General features: G+C 70.2%; 23 protein-coding genes. 14 read left to right on the top strand and 9 right to left on the bottom strand.

Annotated features, from left to right (window positions below; translation table 11 throughout):
* Positions 1–180 precede the first annotated feature (180 nt).
* Positions 181–594 carry a pilus assembly protein CpaE gene (locus HH310_RS04705; RefSeq protein WP_169174125.1) on the top strand — a complete coding sequence of 138 codons (414 nt, stop codon included), beginning with the start codon at positions 181–183 and terminating at the stop codon, positions 592–594.
* On the opposite strand, the gene HH310_RS04700 is transcribed toward HH310_RS04705, so the two are convergent.
* Genes HH310_RS04700 through HH310_RS04680 form a run of 5 tightly spaced genes read right to left on the bottom strand, consistent with a single transcriptional unit; the run spans position 591 to position 9,909 of the window.
* Positions 591–3,959 (bottom strand): UvrD-helicase domain-containing protein, encoded by a 3,369-nt coding sequence (locus HH310_RS04700; RefSeq protein ID WP_169174124.1) that lies wholly within the window; start codon positions 3,957–3,959, stop codon positions 591–593. The genes HH310_RS04705 and HH310_RS04700 overlap by 4 nt on opposite strands.
* The gene (locus HH310_RS04695; protein WP_169174123.1) at positions 3,956–7,477 is read right to left on the bottom strand and encodes an ATP-dependent DNA helicase; all 3,522 of its coding nucleotides are present in this window, start codon (positions 7,475–7,477) and stop codon (positions 3,956–3,958) included. The genes HH310_RS04700 and HH310_RS04695 overlap by 4 nt, the downstream gene beginning before the upstream one ends.
* 42 nt (positions 7,478–7,519) lie before the next feature.
* Positions 7,520–8,545: a LacI family DNA-binding transcriptional regulator gene (locus tag HH310_RS04690; RefSeq protein WP_169174122.1), complete on the bottom strand. Its 1,026-nt coding sequence runs from the start codon at positions 8,543–8,545 to the stop codon at positions 7,520–7,522.
* Between the two features lie 46 nt (positions 8,546–8,591).
* Positions 8,592–9,134, bottom strand: coding sequence for a TIGR00730 family Rossman fold protein (locus tag HH310_RS04685; RefSeq protein WP_169174121.1), 543 nt, complete (start codon positions 9,132–9,134; stop codon positions 8,592–8,594).
* Position 9,135: 1 nt separating this feature from the next.
* Complete coding sequence (locus tag HH310_RS04680) at positions 9,136–9,909, bottom strand: TIGR00730 family Rossman fold protein (protein WP_169174120.1); 774 nt, start codon at positions 9,907–9,909, stop codon at positions 9,136–9,138.
* A 164-nt stretch (positions 9,910–10,073) separates the two neighbouring features.
* On the opposite strand from HH310_RS04680, the gene HH310_RS04675 reads away from it, so the two are divergent.
* The gene (locus HH310_RS04675; protein WP_169174119.1) at positions 10,074–10,280 is read left to right on the top strand and encodes a hypothetical protein; all 207 of its coding nucleotides are present in this window, start codon (positions 10,074–10,076) and stop codon (positions 10,278–10,280) included.
* 13 nt (positions 10,281–10,293) lie between these two features.
* Here HH310_RS04675 and dapE read toward each other — a convergent pair whose 3' ends face one another.
* Complete coding sequence (gene dapE / locus HH310_RS04670) at positions 10,294–11,373, bottom strand: succinyl-diaminopimelate desuccinylase (RefSeq protein ID WP_169174118.1); 1,080 nt, start codon at positions 11,371–11,373, stop codon at positions 10,294–10,296.
* 97 nt (positions 11,374–11,470) lie between these two features.
* Between dapE and dapD the strand changes: the two genes are divergently transcribed.
* A complete protein-coding gene (dapD, locus tag HH310_RS04665; protein ID WP_312033832.1) occupies positions 11,471–12,406 on the top strand; it encodes a 2,3,4,5-tetrahydropyridine-2,6-dicarboxylate N-succinyltransferase in 936 nt (311 codons plus the stop codon).
* Positions 12,407–12,415: 9 nt separating this feature from the next.
* Here dapD and HH310_RS04660 read toward each other — a convergent pair whose 3' ends face one another.
* On the bottom strand, positions 12,416–13,231 hold the full coding sequence (locus HH310_RS04660; RefSeq protein ID WP_169174117.1) for an ArgP/LysG family DNA-binding transcriptional regulator: 816 nt from the start codon (positions 13,229–13,231) through the stop codon (positions 12,416–12,418).
* A 71-nt stretch (positions 13,232–13,302) separates the two neighbouring features.
* On the opposite strand from HH310_RS04660, the gene HH310_RS04655 reads away from it, so the two are divergent.
* From HH310_RS04655 to HH310_RS04605, 11 genes are all read left to right on the top strand, one after another.
* Complete coding sequence (locus HH310_RS04655) at positions 13,303–13,899, top strand: LysE/ArgO family amino acid transporter (protein WP_169174116.1); 597 nt, start codon at positions 13,303–13,305, stop codon at positions 13,897–13,899.
* Positions 13,900–14,622: 723 nt separating this feature from the next.
* On the top strand, positions 14,623–15,762 hold the full coding sequence (locus HH310_RS04650) for a MerR family transcriptional regulator (protein WP_169174115.1): 1,140 nt from the start codon (positions 14,623–14,625) through the stop codon (positions 15,760–15,762).
* A gap of 25 nt (positions 15,763–15,787) precedes the next feature.
* Entirely contained in the window at positions 15,788–16,852 is a 1,065-nt protein-coding gene (locus tag HH310_RS04645; protein ID WP_169174114.1) for a low specificity L-threonine aldolase, read from the top strand.
* A 74-nt stretch (positions 16,853–16,926) separates the two neighbouring features.
* Positions 16,927–17,652: a methyltransferase gene (locus HH310_RS04640; RefSeq protein WP_312033831.1), complete on the top strand. Its 726-nt coding sequence runs from the start codon at positions 16,927–16,929 to the stop codon at positions 17,650–17,652.
* Positions 17,653–17,677: 25 nt separating this feature from the next.
* Entirely contained in the window at positions 17,678–18,379 is a 702-nt protein-coding gene (locus HH310_RS04635) for a carbon-nitrogen hydrolase family protein (RefSeq protein WP_169174112.1), read from the top strand.
* Between the two features lie 85 nt (positions 18,380–18,464).
* The gene (locus tag HH310_RS04630) at positions 18,465–18,857 is read left to right on the top strand and encodes a RidA family protein (RefSeq protein WP_169174111.1); all 393 of its coding nucleotides are present in this window, start codon (positions 18,465–18,467) and stop codon (positions 18,855–18,857) included.
* Positions 18,858–19,326: 469 nt separating this feature from the next.
* Positions 19,327–19,809 (top strand): hypothetical protein, encoded by a 483-nt coding sequence (locus HH310_RS04625; protein WP_169174110.1) that lies wholly within the window; start codon positions 19,327–19,329, stop codon positions 19,807–19,809.
* A gap of 68 nt (positions 19,810–19,877) precedes the next feature.
* Positions 19,878–20,348, top strand: coding sequence for a hypothetical protein (locus HH310_RS04620; RefSeq protein ID WP_169174109.1), 471 nt, complete (start codon positions 19,878–19,880; stop codon positions 20,346–20,348).
* Positions 20,345–21,028, top strand: coding sequence for a hypothetical protein (locus HH310_RS04615; RefSeq protein WP_169174108.1), 684 nt, complete (start codon positions 20,345–20,347; stop codon positions 21,026–21,028). The genes HH310_RS04620 and HH310_RS04615 overlap by 4 nt, the downstream gene beginning before the upstream one ends.
* Before the next feature lie 462 nt (positions 21,029–21,490).
* Complete coding sequence (locus tag HH310_RS04610) at positions 21,491–22,057, top strand: hypothetical protein (protein WP_169174107.1); 567 nt, start codon at positions 21,491–21,493, stop codon at positions 22,055–22,057.
* Positions 22,058–22,093: 36 nt separating this feature from the next.
* The gene (locus HH310_RS04605; protein WP_169174106.1) at positions 22,094–23,092 is read left to right on the top strand and encodes an SDR family oxidoreductase; all 999 of its coding nucleotides are present in this window, start codon (positions 22,094–22,096) and stop codon (positions 23,090–23,092) included.
* A 5-nt stretch (positions 23,093–23,097) separates the two neighbouring features.
* Here HH310_RS04605 and HH310_RS04600 read toward each other — a convergent pair whose 3' ends face one another.
* Complete coding sequence (locus HH310_RS04600) at positions 23,098–23,748, bottom strand: SIMPL domain-containing protein (RefSeq protein ID WP_169174105.1); 651 nt, start codon at positions 23,746–23,748, stop codon at positions 23,098–23,100.
* Positions 23,749–24,047: 299 nt separating this feature from the next.
* Positions 24,048–24,563, bottom strand: coding sequence for a hypothetical protein (locus HH310_RS04595; RefSeq protein ID WP_169174104.1), 516 nt, complete (start codon positions 24,561–24,563; stop codon positions 24,048–24,050).
* Between the last annotated feature and the right edge of the window lie 77 nt (positions 24,564–24,640).

Here is a 24,640-nt window from a genome sequence, read left to right as displayed (position 1 = left end):
GGAAGCGAGGTGGTAAGACCCGAATTTCCCGAGTCTCGTGTCGCCGTACTTGATCGCCCGACCGGAGCAGCCCGGTTACGACAAAGAGCGCCTAAGGCAAAATTCACCACAGGCGCTCCTGAGTACTTGGGAACCAAACGAACAACGGTGGGAGCGTAGCACGATGTGGGAGGTCCGAAGGTGATCGACGCGGAAGTGGCACAGAGGCTCAAGGAAGCGGGTCTGACCTGGAAACCTGCCCTGGGCGACCGCTTTGCCATCCCCGACAGAGACCTCGATGAAGAGGTGTTCGTCCTGAGCAACATGACGATCGAGGTCCATGCGATGCCGGAGGGGCGGGTGATCGGTTTCAATGGCACGACCGAGTGGGCGCTCGACGATCTGGAGATGGACGAGGCGATCTGGTTGCCCCGGGAGGATCAGCTACGAGAGCTCCTCGGCGGCACATTCCGGGAGCTACGCTGCGAACCGGACGAATACCAGGTCCTGATCGATCTGCTCGGTGAGGAACGTCGATTCTCCGACCCGTCGGCGGAGAGCGCGTACGCCGCGGCGCTGCTGCACCTGCTAGCCGCGGCCGGGGTCGGTGACTAGCTCGGGACACGCTCCACCAGCGCCGCCAGCTCGTCGGCGCTCAGCAGGTCGGCCGGGCGGACGGTGACCTGCTCACGGACGTAGTGGAAGCCGGCCCGGACCCGCTCGACCGGCACCCCGGCCAGCGCGGCCCAGGCCACCCGGTACGCGGCGAGCTGCACCGCGGCGGCCTCGGCGTCCGGTCCGGACGGGCGGCGGCCGGTCTTCCAGTCGATCACGTCGTAGCGGTTGCCGGACTCGGCGAACACCGCGTCCATCCGGCCACGCACCACTACGCCGCCGATCGTGGTCGCGAACGGAACCTCCACCTCGACCGGGGTGCGCTGCGCCCACTCGCCGGTCAGGAACGCCTCCTGCAGGGCGGCCAGCTCCTCGTCGGCGGCCGCGTCGTCGTCCGCGGCACCGGGCAGCTCGTCGATGTCGATCAGGCGGACCGAGCCGAAGCGCTGCTCCAGCCAGGCGTGAAACGCGGTGCCCCGGCGGGCGTACGGCATGGGTCGCTGGGGTAGCGGCCGGCGCAGCGAGCGGGCCAGCGCCTGCGGATCGCGCCGCAGCACCACCAGTTGCGAAACCGACAAATGGGCAGGAAGCGCCACCTCGAGGGGGCCGTCCCGTTGGGCGCGTTCGTCGCGCTCGGCGAGCAGCAGTTGCGCCTCGCGCCGCCAGCGTTCGACGTCCGGATCATCGGGTTCCGCCGGGATCCCGACCAGGTCGGCGGCCAGCCCCGCGCGTACCGCGATCTCCGGGTCCTCGCTCGCCAGCTCGGCGAAGGCCTCGGCCGCCGACGCCGACGGGTCGGCGATCATCCGGCGGATCAGGTCGGCCGCGACCTGCATGGCCGGGCGACGCAGGCCCAGCGGATCGGCCGGCCACTCGGCCGCCACCACCACTTCGGCCGACGGGTTCTCCGCGCCCGGGGCCGGTTCCGGCGTCCACACGTCCACGACGCCGGCGCCCTCGTCGCAGGTCGCGCGGATCTCGCTCAGGAAGACCGACGGGCCGCGCGACCGCTTGACCCCCTCGCCCCACCAGTAGCCCGAACACAGCAGCAGCCGCCGGGGCCGGGTCACCGCCACGTACGCCAGGCGGCGTTCCTCCCGCTCGTCGTGCTCGCGCCAGGCGCCCTCGAACGTGGCCACCGCCTGCACCACGTCCTTCTGGGTGAGCGCCTGGTCGAGATCGAGCCGGGGCAGCCCGGCCGAGTCGCCGCGCAACGGGAACGGCAGCACGCCGACACCCATCAGGTAGTGGTCGCTGTTGCGGACCTGACCCGGCCAGACGCCGCGGCTCAGCCCGGCCACCGACACCACGTCCCATTCCAGGCCCTTCGCAGCGTGCGCGGTGAGGATCTGCACCGCGCCCTCGACCACGTCGACCTGGCCCGGCTCCAGCCCGCGTTCCTCCTCCTCGGCCGCGGTCAGGAAGGCGAGGAAGCCGGCCAGCGTGCCCGCGTCGGTCTCGGCCGCGTAGCGCGAAGCGGTCTCGCCGAGCGCGTCCAGATGCCCGCGCGCGAGACCGGCGTCCCCGGCCGCCCAGCCACGGACCGCGACCTCCACGTCCAGCCCGATCGTCCGCTCGATGTCGGCGATCAGATCGGGCAGCGGTTGGTCCAGGCGCTGCCGCAAAGCGCTCAATTCCCTGCTGTACGCCCGTAGGCGCGCGAAGCCATCCATCGAGTAAAGCTGCGGGGCACCCAGGTCGGCCATCGCCTCGACCAGGGTGGCGTCGTCGAGCCGGTCCCCGACGATCTCCTCCGGTTCGTTCGAGCGGCCGGTGGCTTTCGAGCGAGCGGCCGCCAGCGCGCGGGCGCGGCGGTGCACGGCGACCAGGTCACGCGGCCCGATCCGCCAGCGGGCGCCGGTGAGCAGGCGCAACAGCGAGGCGCCGTCGGTCGGGTCGGCGAGCACGCGCAGGGTGCAGACCACGTCGCGTACCTCCGGGGTGTCCAGGAGGCCGCCCAGGCCGACCACCTCGACCGGGAGGCCACGCGATCGCAGCGCCTCCTCGATCGCCGGGATCTGGCTGCGCACCCGGACCAGCACCGCGCTGGTGGGTCGCTTCTCGACCGGGATCTGCTCGGCGGGCGTGTCCAGCATGCCGGCCGCGATCCGCCACGCGGTGAGCATCGAGTCGGCGATCCAGCCGGCCTCATCGGCGAACGTCGGGAGCAGCGCGCACGCGACGGTACGGCCGCCGACGCTGCCGGCGACCCGGCTGGCCGACTCGAGCCGGGCGACCCGCGCCCCCAGCGGCGCGGACAGCCGGTTGGCGACGCGCAGGATCTCCGGACGGTTCCGCCAGCTCTTGGTCAGGCCCAGCACCCCGGCGTCGCCGCCGTCCGACCGGATGAACTCGGACGGGAACCGGTCGAGGGTGCCGGCCGAGGCGCCGCGCCAGCCGTAGATCGACTGGCAGGGGTCGCCGACCGCGGTGACCGGGTGACCGCCGCCGAACAACTCGTTCAACATGGTCACCTGGGCGTGGCTGGTGTCCTGATACTCGTCCAACAGGACGATCTTGAAGCGGCCGCGCTCGATCTCGCCGACCTCGGGATGGTCCCTGCTCACCCGCGCCGCCCGGGCCATCTGGTCGCCGAAGTCCATCGCCTCCAGGTCGAGTTTGCGCTGCTCGTAGAGGCGCACCAGGGGCAGCAGGGTGAGCCGCAGCCGCTGCCGGGCCAGCATGTCGTTGACGTCCTTGTAGACCCGGCCGGGCAGCTCCTGCACCTCGGCGAAGAACCGGCCGGTCCACGCGGCGAGATCGTCCGGGCCGACCAGGTGCTCGGACAGCTCGGCGGACAGGGCCAGGACGTCGTCGGTGACGGTGCCCGGGGCGCGGTTGACCCCGGTCATCTCGCCCGTGTACGACCGGACCAGCGAGTCGACGATCTGCCAGCGGGCGGCCTCGGTGAGCAGCCGGGCCGACGGTTCGAAGCCGGCGCGCAGGCCGTGCTCGGTGACGACGCGCGCGGCGTACGCGTGATAGGTGGAGATGGTGGCCTCGCCGGCGAACGCTTCGTCCCGGCCCAGGTGGCGGATCAGCTGGCCGAGCCGGGTGCGCACGCGGTGCGCGAGCTCGCCGGCGGCCTTGCGGGTGAAGGTGAGGCCGAGGATCTCGTCCGGGCGCGCGTAGTGGTTCGCGACCAGCCAGACGACCCGCGCGGCCATCGTCTCGGTCTTGCCGGAGCCGGCGCCCGCGACCACCAGGAGCGGCTCGGTCCGCGCCGAGATGATTTTTTCCTGCTCGTCCGTGGGCGGCGGCAGGCGCAAGATCTTGGCGAGCTCCCGCGGTGTGTAGCGGGGCCCGGAGTCGGCCCGCCGCCGGGTGGGGGCGGGCTGGTCGGTGAAGAGGCTGGGCTGGGTCACTGCTCTACTACCTGGCGGCCCTTTCCGGAGATCGGGCAGCTCGTCTGCACCGGGCAGACGCGGCACTTGTTGTTGGCGACGGCCGTGAAGGTCGCCGCGGCCATGGTTTCGGCAGTGCGTCTGACCATCGCGTACGCCCATTGCGGGTCGGCGGCGTCGGCCAGCGGCAGTTGCATCTGCTCCTTGGCGTCCTTGCCCGGCCCGAGCTGCACCAGGGCGGCGCCGCCGCTCTCCGTCCCCTCGCCGAACGCTCCCGCCTCGACGGCCGTCTGGTAGCCGGCGAGCTGGGCGTGGTCCTCGACGTCGGCGGCCGACACGGTGGTGCTCTTGCCGGTCTTCAGGTCGATGACCACGAGCCGGCCCGCGTCGTCGATCTCCAGCCGGTCGACGCGGCCGGTGAGCTGGATGGGCCGGGTCTCGTCCTCGAGCCGCACGGTGAACTCGTGCTCGATGGCGAGCAGCCGGCGCGGGTTGACGGCCAGCCAGCGCAGCAACTTGTCCACCATGGCCTGGGCGCGGTCCTGCTCGGGGCCGGCCATCCAGCGGGCGGCGAGCTCGATCGCGTCGAAGCGGGCACTCACGTACTCGACGAGCTGCTCGCGGTCGGCGTTGGCGTCCTCGGCGAGCATGGCGGCCGCGTGCACCAGGTTGCCGACGCCCTGGGCCGGGCCGGGTGGGGCCGCGCCGCCGTGGCGTTCCAGCAGCCAGCGCAGGCTGCAGCGGAGGGCGCTCTCCATCGAGGACGGGGTGACCTTGACCGGCTCGCCCTCGTCGACGAGCGGCCGATCGTCGGAGAGTGGCCGCAGCCCCCACCAGTCGTCCGGATGCGCGCCGGGCACTCCCGCGGCGGCGAGCCGGGCCAGCTCGGCGGCGGCGGCCCGGCGCCGCGCGGGAGTCTGGTCGAGGCCGACGACGACGGTCCGCAGCTCGGCGACGAGCGCCGCGAGGGTGAGGGCACGCGGCGGCCGCCCCACGACAAGCTCCCCGTCGCGCGTCCCGTCCGCGGCGTGTTGATCCTCGGCGTCCGCGCTCTCCTCGGCGTCGGTCGCTTCCGGCGCGGCGGGATCCGCGCCGGTGTCCCACGGGTCGGGCTCGGGTGGGCCCGGATCGTCGGGATCCGGCTCCGGCGGGTCGGCGGGCGGCGGCGGGTCGGCATCCGGCGGCCCGTCGTCGGGCGGGCCGTTATCGGGGAAGGCCAGCTCGCTCAGGAAACGGCTCGGCTGTTCCTCGCCCTCCGAGCCGCCCACGCCCGCGGAGGCCACCGCCGTGACGATCAGCCGGCGTCGCGCCCGGGTCGTGGCCACGTAGAACAGCCGGCGCTCCTCGTCGAGCAGGGCGGACGTCTCGCCGACCACCGCCGCCTGGCCGGACGCCGCACGTCCGGCGAGGAAGTCGACCAGCCGTTCCGAACCGAGCAGGCTGCCGCGCAACCGCAGGTCGGGCCAGACGCCCTCCTGCACCCCGGCCATGACCACGACGTCCCACTCGAGGCCCTTCGCCGCGTGCGCGGTGAGCAGCCGGACCGCCTCGCCCCGGTCGGCACTCGGCGCGATCGAGTCGGCCGGGAGATCCTGGCCGAGCACATGATCGAGGAAGACCGCCGGGCCGGCACCGGGCAACCGGTCGACGAACCGGGCGGCCGCGTCGAACAGCACCACCATCGAGTCGAGGTCCCGATCGGCGGCCTCGGCCCGCCACTGCCGGGCGCGACCCACCTCCGGCTCGTCCATGGCCGGGCCGGACCGGGTGCTCATCGAATACCACCGGTCGGCCAGCCCGCTCTCCCGCCACACCGTCCACAAGACCTGCTCGGCGGTGGCGCCCGGCTCGGCCGCCGCGTCACGCGCCGTCGCGAGCAGCCGGGCCACGGTCTGCGCCGGGACCGCCCATCGTCGTTCGACCATGTCCAGCCCGGCCGGATCACGCACCGCGTCCACCAGCAGTTCGCCCGACGGCCGCCGGTCGCCCGCGGCCAGCGCCAGCGCCCGCAGCCCCTGCCGGAGCCTGCGTTCGGCGAGCGGGTCGGCGCCACCGAGCGACGAGTGCAGCAGCGCGACAGCGGCCTCCTCGTTCAGCGCGTCCGGATCGAGCGCGCATCGCAGGAGCAGCAAAAACGGCGCGACAGCGGGTTGCAGGTGCAGCGGCAGGTCTTCCGAGTGCGTCACGGTCGGCACCCCGGAGGCGGCCAGCGCCCGCTGCAGCGACGGCAGCTGCAGCGACGTCGACCGCAACAGCACCGCCATCCGCGACCAGGGCACCCCCTGGATCAGATGCGCCTCACGAAGAGCATGCGCGACATAGGCCGCCTCGGCGATCGCCGACCGGAACGTGCGCACCACCGCCTCAGCGGCCGGCGCATGGGCGGCCGGCACGTCGGCAACCGGCGGGTCGGCGGCCGGCACGTGGGGCTCATCTTCCGGTGGATGCATCGGGCGGTGCGTGATCGGGCCGCGCATGTGCCGCGCCACCCGGCTCGTCGAGCTCAGCAACGACGCGCCCGCCCGGTAATTCGTATGCAACGTGATGGTCTCGGCCACCGCACCGGACGCCGTGCGGAACTTGGCCGGGAACGACGACACCGCCCCCGGATCGGCGCCCCGGAACCCGTAGATCGAGGCATCCGGGTCGCCGAACGCCACCAACGGCTTCCCACCGCCCGCGACCAGCGACAACAGCTCGATCTGGGCCGGGTCGGTGTCGGCCAGCTCGTCAACGTACACATAGTCGAGGCGGCGCCGCTCGGCCGTCAGCAGCGCCGGGTCGTCGACGAGCAGGCCGGTGGCCGCCCGGACCAGCTCGGCCGGGTCGTAGGCCGCGGAACCCCGTGTCGTCACGTCACGCAGGGCGAGGACCGCGACGTACTGCCGGAGGAAGCGCGCGGCGGCCGGCCAGTCGTCACGCCCGAGCTGTTCACCGTGCCGGGCGAGCTGAACCGGGCCGATGCCCCGCTCGGCGGCACGCTGCATCAGGTCGCGAAGCTGCTGGGCGAACGCCCTGGTGGGCAACGCCGGCCGCAGCGCCTCGGGCCAGCCGATCTCGTCCGGCTCCTCGCCGTCACCGGTGACGGCGAGCAACTCGCGGATGATGAGGTCTTGCTCGGGACCGGTGAGCAACCGCGGCGACGGCTCACCTCGCTCGGCTGCGGATCGGCGGAGCAGGCCGAAGGCGTACGCGTGAAAGGTCCGCACCAGCGGCTCGTGCACGATCCGCCCGGGATCCGCCGAGATGCGCGCCTCGATGCGATCACGCAGCAGCCCGGCGCCGCGCCGCCCGAACGTGAGCACCAGGATGCGCTCCGGATCGACCCCCGCGGCGATCCGGGCCGCAACCGACTCCACCAGCACCGTGGTCTTCCCCGTGCCGGGACCGCCGACGACCAGCAGAGGCCCGTCGGCGTGCTCCGTCGCGTACCGCTGCAAGGGATCGTCCAGAAGCGGCGGCGCGGCCGGCAACGGACGCCGGACCAGGCGATAGGCAGGCCGGCGTGCCGCGGGGAGAGAGGGGGCCGGCGTGTTCACGGCATTAAGGAAACCACGGGGGTACGACGAGAATCGCGCCGGTCAGAGCTCGGGGGTCGGCTTGGCGACCGACTCACGGACCCGGACCGGCATCGGCAGGCGGTGCACCTGCGGCTCGGTCGCGACGCCCAGCAGCCGCTCGATCGCCTGCCAGCCGAGCTGGTAATGCGGCAGCGAGATGCTGGTGAGCTGCGGCCGCAGCCAGGCGGCCATCTCGGAATCGTCGAAGGAGATCACCGACACGTCGTCGGGGATCACCCGGCCCGCCTCGCGAAGTGCCTGGTAGGCGCCGAGGGCGATGCGGTCGTTGAGGCAGATGAACGCCTTCGGGACGAGCCCGTCGGCCAGCGCCCGGCTGACCGCGTCGTACGCCGAGTCCGGCCACCACTCGCAGTCGATCGTGCCGGCCAGCCTGGTCCCGGCGTCGCCGAGCTCGTCGCGGATCCCGGCCATGCGTTCCCGGCAGGCGAACACTCGCTGCGTGACGTGCCCGACCAGGTAGATGCCGGCGCGGTGACCGGCGTCGAGCAGCGTACGGGCGGCGCTGCGGCCGGCGCTCAGCTCGTCCGGGATGATCGTGTGGTGGATCGGCCGGGCCGAGCGGGTCAGGCAGTTCAGCAGCACCACGCGGCGGCCCTTGAGCTGTTTGGGCAATCGGACATATCGCGTGAACATGCTGGCGTAGACGAACGCGTCGACCTGCCGGTCGAGGAAATCGGCGATCAGCTTCTCCTCGACGACCGGGTCACCCTCCGTCTCGCCGATGAAGAGCAGGTGCCCGTACGCGACGGCGGCCGCCAGACTGCCGTGGATGGCCCTCCCGGCGTACGGGTCGGAAGCAAGCGTGTCGGAGACCAGCGCGACCGTCTTCGTGACCTTGGTCCGCAGGCTGCGGGCCATGAGGTTGGGCCGGTAGTCGAGTTCCTGAGCCGCTCGCAGGACGCGTTGCCGCGCGTCCTCCGAGATGCGCATGTCCAGGTGGCGTCCGGTCAGGACGAAGGAGGCCGTGCTGCGGGACACGCCCGCCCGCTGTGCGACCTGCAGAAGTGTCGCCCGTTGCGGCGCCATGTTTCGCAGTGTTCCACGCCGTGTCGACCGTTTTATAGCCGGTCGCTCAGAGACGACTCTCTATCGTGTCCAGGGCCGCGTCGATCGTCCTCGCCACGATCACCCGTTCGAGTGCCGGCCGCTTGACGAACGCCGTGTCGGCGAGCCGGTCGAGCCAGGCGAGCAGGTCGTCGTAGAAGCCGTCCGGGTCGAGCAGCACGATCGGCTTGCGGTGGAGGTTGAGGTACCCGGTGGTCCACACCTCGAACAGTTCGTCCAGCGTGCCCAGTCCGCCGGCGAGCACGATGAACGCGTCGGACCGCTCGATCATCACGTTCTTCCGGCTGCCCATGTCGTCGGTGACGATCAGCTCGTCGGACTTCGTGTCGGCGATCTCGCGGGACACCAGTTGCTCGGGCATCACGCCGACGGTGTGCCCGCCGCCGGAGCGGGCACCCTCGGCCACCGCACCCATCATGCCGACGCGGCCGCCGCCGGAGACCAGCGTATGACCGCGGGCGGCCAGCGCCTTACCGGTGTCGGTGGCCAGGTCGAGCCAATTCTGTTCGATCGTGCTGGAGGAAGCGCAGAATACGCAGATCGCTGCCACGTCACCGCTTCCCTGACTCGGCGAGCGCCGCGTCCGCATCCACGATGATCTGAACCGCCTCGTCCACGTCGTCGGTGAGCTGGATCAGATCCAGGTCGGCCTCGCTGATCTTGCCGTCGTCCAGCAGCGTCTTGCGCAGCCAGTCGAACAGGCCGGACCAGTACTCGGTGCCCATCAGAATCACCGGGAACCGGGTGACCTTCTTAGTCTGCACCAGCGTGATCGCCTCGAACAGCTCGTCCAGGGTGCCGAACCCGCCGGGCAGCACCACGAACGCCTGCGCGTACTTGACGAACATCGTCTTGCGCACGAAGAAATACCGGAAATCGATGCCGATGTCGACCCAGTCGTTGAGGCCCTGCTCGAACGGCAGTTCGATGCCGAGCCCGACGGACATCCCGCCCGCCTCGGTGGCACCCCGGTTGGCCGCCTCCATCACCCCGGGACCGCCGCCGGTGATCACCGCGTAGCCCGCCTCGGCTAAGGCCGCGCCCAGGTCGGCGGCCATCTCGCACTCGGGGCTGTCCGGCTTGCTGCGGGCCGATCCGAAGACGCTGACCGCGGGCGGAAGGTCGGCCAGCGTGTCGAAACCCTCGACGAACTCGGACAAAATCCGCAGGGCTCGCCAAGCGTCCTTGGTCTTCCACTCACGGCGATGGTGGGAGTCGAGGAGCTTTTCGTCGGCGGTGCTCACCGGCGCCGATTCCCGGCGCAGCGTGACCGCGCCGCGGTGCCGCTCAGGCCCCTGGGGTCGCCCGTTGGTGCTGTTCGTCATGCCTAAACGGTAGTGCGCGCCGTCAGTGACCCGGCCAACAACGCGGCGGGTTTCGGTAACGGCATTGCGGCCCGCGAAGCTTTTTGCCAGATTGAAGCAACGGACGGTAGCTCTCATGCGTCTGTAGAGTTACGAGATCCCGCGGCTTGGGCTTGAGGAGCCACGTGACGAACCGATACGAACGGATCAAAGCGCAGCGGCGGATGCAGCGGCGCATACGCATGGTGGTCGAGGAGCGGCGGCTCGCGTTCGCCGATCGGCACCCCTTGCCGGCCCAGCCGGCGGTGGACCCGGAGGCGACGGTCGAGATCAGCCGGCTTTACCCGGACCGGGCGATCGGCCGCGTGGCGGTCCGAGCCGACGGGAGCTAGAAACCGGCGAGATCTAGAAAACCGGCGAGGCCAGCCAGCGGTGCAAGGTCGCCGCGCCGTCGCGGATCTTGCCGATCTCCACGTGCTCGTCCGGCGCGTGCGACAGCATCGGATCGCCGGGACCGTAGTTGAGGGCCGGGATGCCCATCGCCGCGAACCGGGCCACGTCGGTCCAGCCCAGTTTGGCGGCCGGTTCCTCGCCGACGGCGAGCAGGAACTCGCGGGCCGGCGCCGCGGACAGCCCGGGCATCGCACCCGCCGCCGTGCTGGTCACGTCCACCTCAAACCCGTCGAACACCTCGCGGAGATGCTCGACGGCCTGCTCCTCGGTGCGATCCGGGGCGAACCTGAGATCGATCTCGACGGTGCACTCGTCGGGCACCACGTTGCCCGCGACGCCCCCGGAGATGCCGACCGCGTTCAGGCCCTCCCGGTACGTACAGCCGTCGATCGTGACGGTCCGCGGGCGGTAGCCCTCCAGCCGGTTCAGCACCTCGCCGGCCTTGTGGATCGCGTTGATCCCGCGCCAGGACCGGGCCGTGTGCGCCCGCCGGCCGGTGGTCCGGATGCTCGCTTTCACCATGCCCTGGCAGCCGGCTTCGACTGCCCCATATGTCGGTTCAAGCAACACCGCGAAGTCGGCGCGCATCCATTCCGGCCGCTGTTCGGCGACGTAGCCGAGGCCGTTGAACTCGGTCCCGGTCTCCTCCGCCTCGTAAAAGAGGTAGGTGACGTCGTAACCGGGGTCGGGCAGCGTCCCGGCCAGGTGCAGGGCGAGCGCGACGCCCGACTTCATGTCGGCACTGCCGCAGCCGTATATGAGATCGTCGATAACGGTCGACGGGTAGTTGTCGTTCAGTGGCACGGTGTCCAGGTGTCCGGCGAGCACGACACGCTGTTCCCGTCCGAGATCCGTCCGGGCCATCACGTTGTTGCCGAGGCGGTCCACACTCAGATGCGGAGCCTGCAGAAGAATCTCCTCAACGCTGTCGGCAATAGCCTTTTCGTTGCGGGAGACGGACTCGATGTCGACCAGAACGCGGGTCAACGCGACGGGGTCGACCAACACGTCCGGGGTTAGCGGGTTGGCCATAGGCCGCACCATACCGGCGCAGTGTGAATACACCCCGGCGGTAAGATCCTCGTCACGCTCGGCGCGCGTCAATTGACTGTTTTAGTAGGGTGCGGACGTGGACTACGCCATCTCTCCCGCCTGGGGCATCGGCCTCGCGACCGTCACCGCCGACGGGCAGGTGCTCGACACCTGGTACCCGTCCGGCTTCCTCGGCCTCGGTTCCGCGCCGGATCTGTCACTGCCCGCGGGACTGACCGGTCCGCGCGCTCTTCCCGGTTTGTCCACGATCGAGGTTCGTACGGTCATCGAATCGCTCGCCGACCCGATCGCGGACGCTGCCGACGCGTACCTCCGCTTGCATCTGTTGTCGCACCGCCTGGTCGTGCCGAACGGCCTGAACCTCGACGGGATCTTCGGTTCCCTGGCCAACGTCGCCTGGACGTCGGCCGGCCCGTGCCCGATCGAGCAGGTCGACGAGCTGCGCCTGCTGGAGCGCGGGCAGGGACGCCATTTGACCGTGTACGGCGTGGACAAGTTCCCTCGGATGACCGACTACGTGGTGCCGGCCGGGGTGCGCATCGCCGACGCCGATCGCGTACGCCTCGGGGCGCACCTGGCGGCCGGCACGACCGTGATGCACGAGGGATTCGTGAACTTCAACGCGGGCACGCTCGGCACCTCGATGGTGGAGGGCCGGATCGTGCAGGGTGTGGTGGTCGGCGACGGCTCCGACATCGGCGGCGGGTCGTCCATCATGGGCACGCTGTCCGGCGGCGGCAAGGACCGCGTCCGGATCGGGGAGCGCAGCCTGATCGGGGCGAACGCCGGCGTGGGGATCTCGCTCGGCGACGACTGCGTGGTGGAGGCAGGCGTCTACATCACGGCCGGGTCCAAGCTGACGCTGCCGGACGGGCGGATCGTGAAGGCGCGCGAGTTGTCCGGGGTGAACAATTTGCTGTTCTGGCGGAACTCGCTCAGCGGTGGGTTGGAGGCGCGGCCTCGGTCGGGCACCGGGATCGAGTTGAACGCGGCGCTGCACGCTAACGACTGAGCTCGCTTTTTATGAGCGCAACGCCGTCGCGGCCGCCGTTTGGACGGCGGCCGTGAGGGCGGTGAGCACCTCCGATTCGATCCGCCAGTATTGCCAGTAGAGCGGTACGTCGAGAAATTTGCCCGGAAATATCTCTTCATATAGGCCGTTGGCCAGATCGGTGCGCGCGATCTGCTCCGGCACCATCCCCCAGCCGAGCCCGAGCCGGATCGACTCGACGAACGCGGCCGCCGCCGGGATGTAGTGCGCCGCCGGCTCCGGCCTCTTCACCAGCTTCAGGAAGCGGTGCTGGAGCTGGTCCTTGCGGTTGTAGACGATCATCGGACTGGTCACGTCGAGGCCCGCCCGCCCGACCGCGAGGTAGCGCATCGACCCCAGCTTCTCCATCCGGCACCCCTGCACGGCGACGTGCTCGGCGGTCACCGCGGCCATCGCCGTCCCGGCCCGCAGCAGGTCGGTCGTGTAATCCTGATCGTCGGTGTGCAGCTCGTACCGCGGCCCCGGCACGCTCAGCAGCGTCGGCAGGAACCAGGTGTGCAGCGAGTCGGCGTTCACCACGATCGATACGCGGGTGCCGTCGCGGGCCTGGTCCAGCGCCTCCCGCTCGAGCAGCGCCACCTGCCCGGCGAACCGCACCAGCGCCGCCCCCGCGCTCGTCGCCACACATGGTTTCGCGCGACGCACCAGCACCTGCCCGACCGAGCGCTCCAACGCCTTGATCCGCTGCGAGACCGCACTGGGCGTCACGTGCAGCCGCCGCGCCGCCGCCTCGAAGCTGCCGGTGTCGATGACCGCCTGGAACGTGCTGAGCTGGACCTGGTCCACATGAAAAAATCTAAACCATCATGAAAATCTTTAGTTGGAGTACGGCGTAGCAAGTTCCTACCGTCGATATCGTGCTCACCTCCGCGCTAGCCGGCTTCGCCGCGTCCGCCGTCCTGATCATCGCCATCGGCGCGCAGAACGCCTTCGTCCTGCGCCAGGGCCTCCGCCGCGAGCACGTGCTGCCCGTCGTCCTGGTCTGCGCGCTCTCCGACCTGCTCCTGATCCTGGCCGGCATCGGCGGCCTCGGCGCCGTGGTCACCGCCCAGCCCACCGCGGTCAGCATCATCCGCTGGGTGGGCGCCGCTTTCCTCCTCACGTACGCCGTACTGGCCGCGCGCCGCGCCGCGAAGCCCACCGCCCTGAACCCCGCCGACCGCGCCCCCGCCACCCTGCGCGCGACGCTCCTGACGTGCCTGGCCCTGACGTACTTGAACCCGCACGTCTACCTGGACACCGTCCTGCTGCTCGGCTCGGTCGCCCAGCAGCACGCCCACCGCTGGCTGTTCGGCCTGGGCGCGGCCGCGGCCAGCCTGGCGTGGTTCACCGCTCTGGGCGGAGGGGCGCATCGGCTGGCCCCGCTGCTGGCCCGGCCGGCCGCGTGGCGGGTGTTGGACGCCTTGATCGCCGTGGTGATGGTCGGCGTCGCAGCGACGTTGATCGCCACGTGAGGACGCTCTGCGGACCGCCCCGAAGCCTGTGGACAGCGCCCGGAAACTGTGGACGGCCCTCGAAACTGTGGACGGCCGCCGAAAACTGTCGCACCCTCCCGCTTAACTGGCACCCACCCAAAACAGGGCGGGGGAGGCGGTGGCCCTCCGGCCTGGGCGCGTCTCGCGCCGGCCTACGGCCGTCTCCGTCAGCGCCGCCGACGGCGGGCATCCGGCTTCGACATACCGTGCAGCTCCGGCCCGGCGGGGCGGCCGGGCGCCCGGATCTCGTGACCTTGGCGGGTTCAGCGGGAACTCTTTCGTTCCGTCATCCTGCGATGTGAGTTTGCCGTTCCGCATCCTGGGATTTAGCGCGACCTTAGAGAGTTACGCCCACATACGAGCCATAACTCTCCAAGGTTCACATTCGGCCGGAACGAGCTGCCGGGCGAAAGGGTCGTTACGTGACAAAGACACTCTCTACAATGGACGTTCGTCCCACATCGCGGACAGTCGGTCCATGATACGGACGCCGGTCTCAGCAGGCGGTCACCCGTCTCACGGAATGGAAGCGCCGCACGGCCGCACGCCGAGCCCGCCCGTCCAGCAGCCCAGCTGGGGGCGCCGCGACGGGTCCCGCGAGCAGTCGTGCCGATAAGCCCATCAACTCCGGGCTCGCGCGACGCCAGGCGCGTTGACTCTCTAGCTTGTTGAGGGGCTTAGGTCGGACTGGTGCGAGGAGACATGCGCAGCATCGGGGAAGTTGCCCGGGTCAGTGGGCTCACGGTCAGCGCGCTGCGGTTCTACGACGGAGCCGGGGTGCTGGTGCCGGCCGAGGTGGACGCCGCGACCGGCTACCGCCGTTACGCCGACGAGCAGGTGCGGGCCGCCCGGCTCGTTGCCGGACTGCGTCGCGTCGGCATGCCGGTGGCCGAGATCGCGAAGGCGGTCGCCGAGGAGCCGGCCGCCGTTCGTGAGCGGCTCGAACGGCACCGGCGACGGCTCGAGCACGGACTCGCCGATGCCCAGCGTGAACTCCTCCGCATCCATGCCCTGCTCGACCTGGAGGAACATCTGATGACCCGGATCACCCTTCCCGCCGCGGCCCTCGCCGCCACGATCGACGCTGTCCGGTTCGCGGTCGGCCGCGATCCTGAGATGCCCGCGCTCGGCGGGATCCTGTTCGATACGACCGCCGCGGGCGCCCTCACCCTGGTGGCCACCGACCGCTTCCGGATGGCGGTGGCGGGCACGGCCGCCACTGTCGAAGGACCCGGCGGGCGACACCTGCTTCCGGCGGACTTCGTCGACGAGCTGCGCCCGCTGCTGACCGGCACGGTCACCATCGACGTGACCACGGAAACGGGCGAAACGGCCGCCGCCAGAATCGGCACGACAGCCACCGAGGCCGCCGCGACCGGAACCGGCACGACAGGCGCCGACGGCGCGGCCCCCACGACCCGCCAAACGGTGGTCGCGGACACTGGCGGCCGGACCGTCGCGACGCGGCCGTTCGACGTCGACTTTCCGGACCACAAGCGGCTGATGGAGGGCCTCGGTGCCGGGGCGCGACGGGTCACGGTCGACACCGCCGTGCTGCGCTCCCAGGTCGCGGCCGCGCCCGCACTGACGCGGGAACACGACGGGACGGCGTACGAGGTCGCGATCCTGGAGCCCGGCGCCGCGGGAGGCGTACGGCTGGTCGGTGAGGGTGAGTGGGCAGACGAGCATGTCGCGGTGAACCGTGAGTTCCTGCTGCAGGCCCTGGACGCCGGTGCCGCCGGGCAACTCGTGCTGGAACTCGACGGACCGATCCGCCCCCTGGCGGTACGGGTTCCGGGCGACAGTGACCGTTTTTCGATCCTGATGCCGGTACGCCGCTGAGGACCCGAAGTGCCAGACTGACCGAATGCTCGACGAGATCGCCGCACGGCGTGCCGCATGCACCGATTCGTTCCACGGCAACGGACTGACCACGACCGCCGACATGGTGGCCACGATCGGCGCGGACGTGGAGGCGGACACGTACGGCGACGGCGGTGTGGTCGCCGATCTCGAGAAGGAGATCGCTGAGCTGCTCGGCAAGCCGGCCGCGGTCTACCTGCCGAGCGGCACGATGGCACAACCGGCCACGTTGCGGGTGCACGCGGACACACGGTCCAGCCGGACGGTCCTCTGGCATCCGTACTGTCATCTGGCCCGGCACGAGCTCGAGGCGTACGCGCAATTGCATGGTCTTGTCGGCCGCGCGGTCGGTGAGCAGAGCCGGTTGATCACGTTGGCGGATCTGGAGGCGGTCGCCGAGCCGGCCGCGGCCCTGCTGCTGGAGCTGCCGCAGCGTGACCTGGGTGGGCAGATGCCGTCGCTGGACGACCTGTTCGCCCAGGTCAGCTGGGCTCGCGACCGAAACATGGCGGCGCATCTCGACGGCGCGCGGCTGTGGGAGGCCTCGGCCGGGTATCACCGCAGCCCGGCCGAGATCGCGCAGTTCTTCGACACCGTCTACGTGAGTTTCTACAAGGGCGTCGGCGCGCTGCCGGGGTGCTGCGTGGCCGGCCCGGAGGACGTGATCGCCCAGGTGAAGGAGTGGCGACGGCGGCTCGGCGGCACCCTCTACGGGCTGTGGCCGGGCGCCGCGTCGGCTCGCAACAAGTTGACCGGTGCGCTGGCCGAGATGCCCGCCCGGATGGATCATGCGCTGGCGATCGCGAAGGCGGTCGAGGACGTGCCGGGCGTACGCACGGTCCCGGCGGTACCGCAGGCCCCGATGATGCACTTTCTGCTCTCGGTGAGCGCCGGCCGCTACGCCGAGAACGCCAAGGAGCTCGCCGAGGCGGACAAGTTCTGGGTGTGGCCCAAGGCCATGGAAACCGAAGACCCCGATGTCGTACGCGTCGAGCTCGCGGTCGGGAGCGCGACACTGCGGCACGACCCGGCCGAGGTCGCGAACATCCTGGCTCGGCTGATCGCCTGAATTGCGTCCGATCCGTTGTTGAGTCGTGTCACACGGAAGCGGTCGATGATGCGTGGACTGGCTAACGTCGGATGGTGCGCAGCGGACAGCGGTTCGATGACCTGAGCGAGCGTGCCACCGGGTGGGAATTCGCCTGGCTGGACGGTCGGCACGTCAGCTCCGAGCCGTCCTGGTCGTACCCCGAGATGGCCCGGGGTCTGATCCGTCGCGCCGTGGGCCTGCTCGATCTCGACACCGGCAGCGGTGAGTTGCTCGCCGAGCTGGCCCCGCTGCCGCCGCACACGGTGGCGGTGGAGAGCTGGACCAGAAACGTGGCGGTCGCCCGCGATCGTCTGGGCCCGTTCAACGTGCCGGTGCTGACCGAGCTGCCGGGCGGCGAGGACGAGTTCGACGTGGTGCTCAGCCGGCACGGCCGGTTGCCGGCCGCCGACATCGCCCGCCTTCTCCGTCGCGGTGGCCGCGTGCTGACCCAGCAGGTCGGCAGCGATGACCTGGCCGCCGTGAACACCTCGCTCAAAGCACCACCCGCCTATCCGCGTCGGTGGAACGCCGACGTCGCGGCGAACGCGCTCCGGGAGGCCGGTCTGCGAGTGACCGGCGTCCGCGAGGAGCGTCCCGCCGTCACTTTTCACGATGTCGGTGCGGTCGTCCGACAGCTGCGCGACCTCCCGTGGCAGATCCGCGATTTCAGTCCCGAGCGCTATTCCGACGCGCTGGGGCGCCTCGACTCCTTCATCCGCCTACATGGCGGCTTCACCGTGACCGCACACCGGTTTTTGGTGGAAGCCGTACGCCCGTAGGTTCGCCCCCAACCCGAAGGAAAAGATGAATCCGCTGGTCCTCGCCGTAGCCCAACCGCACGTCACCCCTCTCGACGTGGCCCGCAACGCGGTCGTGCACGCCGCCTCGGTCCGTGCGGCGGCAGCCCGTTTAGTGGTTTTTCCCGAAATGTCGCTTACTGGGTACGAATTGGACGCTCCGCTGCTCGCCGAGGACGACGCACGGCTGGATCCGCTGGTCGCGGCGTGTGCGGCCACCGACACGGTCGCGCTCGTCGGGGCGCCGGTCGACGGTCCGCACATCGCGATGCTGGCGATCGACGGGGGTGGCGCCCGGGTCGTGTACCGCAAGCAGCACCCGCACCAGACCGAGGAACGCTTCGCGGCCGGTCCGGGCCCGGCGGTGTTCGAGATCGACGGGTGGCGGCTGGGCCTCGCGATCTGCCGCGACACCGGGGTCGCCACGCACGCGGCGAGCACGGCCGAGCTGGGCATGGACGCGTACATCGCCGGGGCGGTGGACCGGCCCGAGGCCGTCGATCAGGTCGCCGAGAGGGCACGGGGCATTGCCCGGGCGTACGGGGTGTGGGTGGCCTTTTCGTCGTTCGCCGGACCGACCGGCGGCGAGTTCGACGAGACCGCGGGCCGCTCGGGCATCTGGTCGCCGGACGGCAGCGTCGCGGCGCGGGCCGGGCAGGCGCCGGGCGAGATCGCGCGGGCCACGCTGTTTCACCTAGCGCACGTGTAGGTCAAGCTGGCGCACGTGCGGGGCCGATCGCCGGGGCCGAACGCGACGGGACGCGTTCGGCGAGCCGGTGACTAAGCTGCTCGACGTGCAGCACCATATCCATCCGCCCGGGACTCCCAGGCCCAACGGCTACAGCCACGCGGTCTCCTTCAGCGGCGCCACGGTGATGGTGTCCGGGCAGGTCCCGCTCGACGACGAGGGCCGGCTCGTCGGCGCCGGGGACGCACTCGAACAGTCCCGGCAGGTGTTCCGCAACATGCGGGCGGTGCTGGCCGCGGCCGGGGCATCGATGGCGGACGTGGCCAAGCTGACGATCTTCCTGACCGACATGGGCGACCTCGGGGCGTTCCGGGAGGCGCGGGACGAGGTGTTCGACGCCGCCGCGCCGCCCGCTTCGTCGCTGGTGCGGGTGGCCGGCCTGGTGAGCCCGGAGTTCCGCATCGAGGTCGAGGCGGTCGCGGTACTGCCGGCTCGCTGACACCCCGGCGAACAACAGAGGCGTCGGCGTAAAGCCTCTTTCAGGGGAAAGCCTCGCCGATCCGGCTAATCCTTCCGTGAAAACGGGACCTTGCCGCACGGAAACTATCGTGATTTTCGGCCCAGAAAATTCACGTCTGAAAGCACTTCGCCGCCTTTCCGGGCCACTGTGGATCTTTGCACGGGTTGAAGCGCTCGCACACGTCTGATAGCACCCGGTTTGCCCTGGCCAGCCGGTCTGCTGGGCGGCCAAATCCGGACGAAGTCGGTCGATGTGTACTACGGCGCTCAGCCCAACGGGTTAACCGGATCATCGGACTTCGGTTGTCGCACCGTGCGGGATAGCGCAAACGGAAGCCCTATCGCCGAGCAGTTCCCTTTCGGTCATCTTTGTCGCAGCGCCGGAACGCCAACGAGCACCCCGGCGATCACCTTTTCCGCGACCCGCACCGTTCCAGGAGGAACTCCCCATGCGCAAGCTCACCAAGCGTTCCGTCGCCATCGTCGCCGGCTCGGTCCTCGCCGTCGCCGGCGGAACCGCGGCCTTCGCCTACGCCAGCGGGTGGTTCAAGGGGGACAGCACGGTCTACGCGAACGCCTCGGCGATCCAAACGCTGCACGCGACCGTGGATACCCGATCGCTCGGCAACCTCTACCCGGGTCGCCTGTTCAATCTGCCCAACGTCAACGTCAACAACACCAACGACTACCCGGTGAAGATCAACACGATCGCTGTGGAAAGCGTGACGACCAGCGCCGGCACGAACTGCGATGCCGACGACGCCGACATCATCTTCGGCGCCATTCCGCCCAACACGGTGCTCACACCAGGCCTGCACTCGATCTCGCTCGGCACGATCAAGATGGATGACACCGCGAGCGAGAACTGCGCCGGCCAATTCATGAACATTTCGGCCACCCTCGGCGGCGAAATCGCTCCGGCCACCAGCTGACCAAGTGGGCGGGTGAGCCGGACGCCGGCTCACCCGCCCGCCGTCTATCTCGCGACCGGAGGACGATCATGAGGGTTTGGTGGACGGCGATCACCGCCGCAACCGCGCTGGTCACGGCGTGCATCGTGGCGGCCGCCGGGCAGGAGGGGGCGCCGGGCGAGGACATGGTTCTCACGCACGGTGGCCGACAAGGGAACGACTATCGATTCGGACTGGCGGGCAAACCCATCAAGGGCCTTTATCCCGGCGCGAGTCGCCGGATCAACATCACGGTGACGAATCCATACGGCTTCGCACTGAGCCTGCACCACGTCTCGGCTCGACTGGTCTCAACCTCGAATCGCGGCTGTCCCGCCACATCGGCGAGCCTGCGGGTCGGTGACTACACCGGACGCCTCCCGGTCATCATCAAGCCACGCGATCGCCGAGTCCTGCCGGGATCGATCGCCGTCGCCATGCCGAGGAACGCCACGCCCAAATGCTCCAACGCTCGGTTCACCATCGCCCTGAGCAGCACCGGAAGCCGGACCGCACGATGAGACGTGGCGCCCGGCATCTGCTGGTCGGCCTGGTGGCGACGACACTCGGACTCGGTGGCACGCTGACGGCCTTCGCCGACTGGGCCGTTCCCAGCACTGTCACGGTCAAGGCGCGTGCCGCCAAGATGCCACGCGGCGTGCAGCCCAGCGTCGCGAAACAAGGGAAGACCGCAGTCGTCAGCTGGAGTGCCCAGCAGCTCGCCCCCGACGCAGGAATGGACGAATACGTCATCACCGCGCACAGCCTCAACGCCCCGCCGCTGCCGGACATCACGCACGTGGTGGCCGCTACGGGCGGGCCGAGCGAGTCGGTCACCTTCTCGGCAGCAGAAGTGGCCGGCGGCACCTGGCAGTGGACGATCACGCCCGGCTTCCGGCACTGGGTAGGTAACGAGAGCAAGAAGAGCAGCCGCCTGACCTTCGCCACGGCACCGGCGGCAACCAAGACCGCGGCGACCGGCACCGACGCGGCCACGACCGACCCCGCCCCGCGCGTCGAGCCACCGACCCCGACGGACGTCACGTCACCAGCCGCTCCGAAGCCAACAACAGATCCGGCTCCCACACTCGAGCCGCCTCCGGCCCTGGAACCGACTGAGGACGCAACATCCGCGCCGCCGGAACCGGCTTCCGAGAAGCCGCTGAGCCCCGACCCGGCGGAGTCAGACCTTACGGATTAGGTGAGTGGGGGAAAAGGATCGAGCCCTCGGTGTGGGTCCCGCACCGGGGGCTCGATCTTCTCTGTCCCGAATGCGTCCCACATTGTCCGATAAACGCGGGCGTAAACATTCCACGTCACCCGCCGGGGAACAATGCATCGGCGCACTGGAAATGAGCGGGGCTCACGCTCCCGCGCCTTAGTCGAAAGTGCCGGTGAACGGAGCGCGGCCACCATCCCCCGTCAGGGTTAAGCCGGACAGACGCAGATACCCGTTTTTGTGCGCAGAACGACGGACGGAATGCCGATCACATGACCGAGGCTCTTCGGGGAACGTTGTTATCACCAAGTCCCCACCGAGTCGTCAAGGAGGAATGCGCCGCATGCGAGAGCACGCCATGACCATCCCCGCGGCCATGTCATGATCCGGCGCGTTCTTCTTGCCAGGAATGACCCGGAAGCCGCCGGCACCAGGAACACCGACATGCACATCGAGCTCGATCCGGCCGAACACGAAGAACCGACATGGGAGGTGCGCCACCCGTCAGATGCGCGGCGACGGCGCCTGAACGGGCGTACGAAATCGATTCTTGCCATTGCGGCGGCTGCTGCAGTGGTCGTCAACGCGGGCGCGGCCTGGTCGTATTGGCATTTCACCGGGTACGGCGCGCCCGCCGCGGCCGGGAGTGCGGTCTCGATGGCGATTCGGGCGCGCTCGGACCTGAACGTGCCGCTCACCCCGGGGCGGACCGGCAGTCTCGTGGTCACGGTGACCAACGGCTACGAGTTTCCGATCCGGATCACCTCGATAACCCCGGGTCAGGGGAACATCGTGGCCGACGACGAGCATCGGGATCTGGGCTGCACGCAGGCCGAGGTGACGATGACGAAGTCGCGCTTCGACGTGGACTGGAGCGTGCGACGCAACACGATTGGCGCATTCACGGTGCCGGATGCGCTGGTCATGCGGCCCGAGACGGCCAAGGGGTGCGCAGGGGCCACGTTCACGGTTCCGGTTCAGGCTTTCGGCGTACGCAAGGAAGCCGGTTGAGGTTTCCCGGAGGCCGAATCGGAGAACCCAGAAGACATGACGAGGATCTCCGTGGTGACCGGCGCGAGTGGCGGCATCGGGCGAGCGGTCGCCCGTCGGCTGGCCGCTCGCGGTGATGTGGTGGCGCTGCTGGCGCGCGGTTCGGACGGCCTGGCCGGGGCGGCCGAGGACGTACGCGCGGCCGGCGGCACCGCATTGCCGTTCGAGGTGGACGTGTCCGATTTCGCCGCGGTGGACGCGGCGGCCGAGCAGGTCGAGAAGGAGGCCGGGCCGATCGACCTGTGGGTGAACAACGCGTTCAGCTCGGTGTTCGCCAAGTTCATGGACATGGGCGTGGACGAGTTCACGCGCGCCACCGAGGTGACGTACCTGGGCTACGTGCACGGCACCCGGGCCGCCCTGTCCCGGATGCTGCCGCGCGACCGTGGCGTGATCGTGCAGGTGGGGTCGGCGCTGGCCTATCGGGGCATTCCGTTGCAGAGCGCGTACTGCGGGGCCAAGCACGCCGTCCAGGGCTTCCACGAGTCGGTGCGGGTCGAGCTGCTGCACGACAAGAGCAACGTGCACGTCACGATGGTGCAGATGCCGGCCGTGAACACGCCGCAGTTCAGCTGGGTGCTGTCCCGGCTGCCGCGCAAGGCGCAGCCGGTGCCGCCGATCTATCAGCCGGAGGTGGCGGCGCGGGCGGTCGAGTACGCGGCGGACCATCCGAGGCGGCGCGAGTACTGGGTGGGCGGCTCCACGGCCGGGACGCTGCTGGCGAACGCGGTGGCGCCGGGCCTGCTGGATCGCTATCTGGCGCGGACCGGGTTCTCGGCGCAGCAGACCGACGAGCGGCGCCCGGCCGACCAGCCGGCCAACCTGTGGGAGCCCGCCGACGGTCGGGGCGAGCAAGATGCGGGCGCGCATGGCGACTTCGACGCCCAGGCGAAGGTCCGGAGCCCGCAGCTGTGGTTGTCGCAACATCATGGCCTGGTCGCGGCAGGTGCGGCGGCTGTGGCAGGTGCTGCGTTGGTGCTCGGCCGGCGCCGCTGAATCGGTCAGTCGGCCGGCGTCGTCAGATCCGGCTCGGTGATCGTCACGCGGACGATCACCGACGCCTGCACGGTCTGCATCTGCGGGTCGAACTCGAGCTGGGCGGTGTCTCGTGACACCGCCGCGGTCAGGAAGGCACGACCGCCGACGCCGCCGCTCGACTCGTCGGCGATCTCGACAAGCCGGTGGACGCGGGCGCCGACCGCGTTCGCATATTCGCGGGCCCGCTGCAACGCGTCGGCGATGGCCTCGGCGCGGACCTCGGCACCCGCTTTACTGCCGGCTCGCAGCTGCCACCACGGTCCGGCCACGGCCACCTGGTCCAGCCCGGCGAGACGGAGCATAAGCTCGCCGAGCAGGGCGAAGTCGGTCACGGTCACCGTCGTGCCGGCGCTTCCCACGTACGCCACCGGGGTGTCACTTCGGCGCCCCATGTCCGGATAAATGCTGACTTGGCTGGTTTCGCGCTTTTCAATGCCTTCCCCGTACGCCTCGAGCACCGCCCGCACGGACGCCGAGCGCTCGGCCAGCCGGGTCAGCACGGTATCGCGGTCGCGGTCGCGCGCGGACGCCGTCACCGAGAGGACCGCCTGCTCGGGCGGCACCTCGCGAACCGCCTCACCCCGGACGACGACCACCGGCAGCTGCTCAGCCATGCCACCGACGCTACCGAAGCCGAGCCAGCAGCGGCCGGCCAAGCGCACCATGCACGATGAAGTCGGGTCACTAGCGCCCGCCGGCCAAGCGCACCACGCACGATGAAGTCGGGTCACCAGCGCCCGCCGGCCAAGCGCACCACGCATGATTTCTTCGCCCACACCTGCAGCGGACAACGCCGCGTGGCTCCGCGGACCAGACGCGAGCCTGCCCCCGGGTCAGCGGCTGTCCCTGGCCCGCACGGCACCGGCCCGCCCACCCCGGAGGGCTACCGCTGACCACGCGTGGCCGCCCCGGCTCAGCGCCCCCACTCGTCCAGGGCGACCCACCGGCTCCGCCCGAACTCAACAAGGGCATCGCGCGCGTCCGCCGCCACCCGGTCACCGTCGTCGCAGGCCAGGGCGCCAACGATGTCCGCGCCCTCGATGTGGCTGCCCCGGACATGCAGGCGGAACAATCCGCGCGGCCCGTCAAGCACCCGTTTCCGCGGGCCGTTTTCGGCCCGCGCGAGCTTGTTCGTGTTGACGTCCTTGATCAGCTGATACGTTTCGGCCAGGCCGCCGGTGCGGCGCATGACACCGTTTTTTCGCATAATCAGCGGAACCAGGGCGGCCTTCATACGCGCACTGCTGAGCGCCTCGAGCAGACCGGCCGCGAGACGCTCCGGACCGAGCGCCGTCCACCAGCAGGAATCGAGTCCGATGTCGACGAAACGGCCCACCGCGTCGACGACCGCGAAGGCCGTGCCGGAGCTGTCCAGCCCGCGGATGCGGTCCATGCGCATGGCCGGATCGCTCTGCTCCACGCCGGCCACGAACTTTTCCGCGTCGGCGACTCGCGCATCTTTTGAATCGTTTTGTTCTGATCGGACAGATGGATACACCGTCGCTC

The organism is Actinoplanes sp. TBRC 11911, from assembly GCF_012933445.1.
Taxonomy (GTDB): Bacteria; Actinomycetota; Actinomycetes; order Mycobacteriales; family Micromonosporaceae; genus Actinoplanes.
This window is presented reverse-complemented; position numbering and strand designations above follow the sequence as displayed.